This is a genomic window from Kitasatospora sp. NPDC007106 (assembly GCF_040634455.1).
Taxonomy (GTDB): Bacteria; Actinomycetota; Actinomycetes; order Streptomycetales; family Streptomycetaceae; genus Kitasatospora; species Kitasatospora arboriphila.
In genome coordinates this window covers 1-1,809 of the sequence record NZ_JBEYFP010001070.1, presented here as the reverse complement: position 1 = coordinate 1,809, position 1,809 = coordinate 1, and the positions used below count along the sequence as shown (strand labels likewise).

Sequence of the window (1,809 nt, the reverse complement as noted above, 5' to 3'; positions counted from 1 at the left end):
GAAGCCGCCCGCCGGGAGGGCGAGCGGCTCCTGTGAGCGCGGGTCCGCGGCGCCGCCGTCAGCGGCGGCGCAGCCGGTAGGCGGCACCCGCCGCGACCGCGCCGGCGAGCACCAGCACCGCGAACCACCGCAGGTACCAGTGGCCGCCGTCCGGGTCGTACACCGAGGCGCGCGGCCAGGCCAGGTTGACCGTCATCGCCACCCCGTACAGCAGGGCGAGCACGTTCACCGGCAGCCCCCAGCGGCCGAGCGTGAAGAGCGGCCGGCCGGTCTCGTCCGTGTCCGGCCCGCCCTCGCCGAGCGGCAGCCGGCGCACCCGGCGGACCAGCATCGCGCCGACCACCAGCGCGTACGCGGCGTAGACCAGCACGATGCAGGTCGCCGAGAGTGCCAGGAAGGCGGCCGGCGAGACCAGGTTCAGCAGCAGGAAGGCCACCGCCGGGACGCCCACGGCGAGCGCCGCCCACCGGGGCATGCCGCTGGCGGGTGCGACCTCGGCCAGCCGGCGGGCGCCGGGCAGGGCGCCGTCCCGGGCCATCGAGAAGACCATCCGGGTGCCGGCGGTCTGCATCGCGAGGGTGCCGACGCAGACCGCGACCGCCACGTCGGCCAGCAGCACCCGGCCCAGCCCGTCGCCGAGACTGCTGGTCAGCACGTACGAGAGCCCCTCGGCGGCGAGCCGGCCGTCGGTCAGGCTGGGGGCGGCCAGCACGCCGCCGAGCAGCAGCAGGCCGCCGCTGACCCCGGCGGCGGCGAGCGCGGTGAGGATGGTCCGCGGCGCGGTACGGCGCGGGGCGACCGTCTCCTCGGAGAGCTCGCCGGCGCTGTCGAAGCCGATCATCACGTACGCCGCGGTGAACGCCCCGACCAGCAGCGTCCAGGCGCCGCCGCCGGTCGGCGCGGTGTGCAGCACCACGCCCACCGGCTGCTCGGTGTGGGTGAACAGCAGCACCAGGATCAGTGCGATGCCGGCGAGTTCGGCCGTCACCCCGACGCCGTTGACCAGCGACAGCACCCGGTTGTCCACCGCGTTCACCAGGGTGGTCAGGGCGATCAGCGCGGTGCCCAGCAGCACCGCGTTGGCCGCGCCGCTCGCGGTGGTCGGCGAGGGGTCGCCGCCGACCAGCTGGAAGCCCGGCCACAGCGCCGGCAGCACCACCTGCAGGGCGAGTGCCGCGGCGGTGACCACGACCACCTGGCCGAGCACCATCAGCCAGCCGGTGAACCAGCCGTACAGCGGGTTCGCCAGCCGGGTCGCCCACTGGTAGATCGCCCCGGAGATCGGGTAGCGGGCCGCGAGTTCGGCGAAGCAGGCGGCCACCGCCAGTTGGCCGGCGAGCACCGCCGGCCAGGTCCAGACGAAGGCCGGGCCGGCCGCGCCGTAGCCGAAGGCGAAGAGCTGGAAGACCGTGGTCAGCACCGAGATGAACGAGAAGCCGGCCGCGAAGGAGCCGAACCGGCCGATGGTGCGGTGGAGTTGCTGGGGGTAGGGGAGCGCGCCGGCGGACGGCGGACCGGCGGTACCGGCGGGAGCGAGCGACGTGCTGGTGGTCATGGGGCACCGGCCTTCCGCAGGCGTTTTCTGTCGGGTGACAGAAATTAGGGCCGGTCGGATTCCCGTGCGTTGCCCGCCTGTTGCCGCGAGGTTGCCGTGTGCTCACCGGAGTCGGGACGGTGTCTGTGACGCCGTCGGGCGGGGCGCGGCGGTGGTGCCGCCGCGGCGCGAGGGACCGGATCGGGCGGGGCGCCGAGGACCGGCCCCCCCCCCGCGCCCCCCGCAGCGAAGTGCAGATCACCCGTCAGAAGACC

Annotated in this window: 1 protein-coding gene; it reads right to left on the bottom strand. The window is 75.3% G+C overall.

What is annotated here, in order from left to right; genetic code table 11:
- Positions 1–58 precede the first annotated feature (58 nt).
- The gene (locus tag ABZ641_RS35820; RefSeq protein ID WP_359988623.1) at positions 59–1,555 is read right to left on the bottom strand and encodes an amino acid permease; all 1,497 of its coding nucleotides are present in this window, start codon (positions 1,553–1,555) and stop codon (positions 59–61) included.
- Positions 1,556–1,809: the final 254 nt, after the last annotated feature.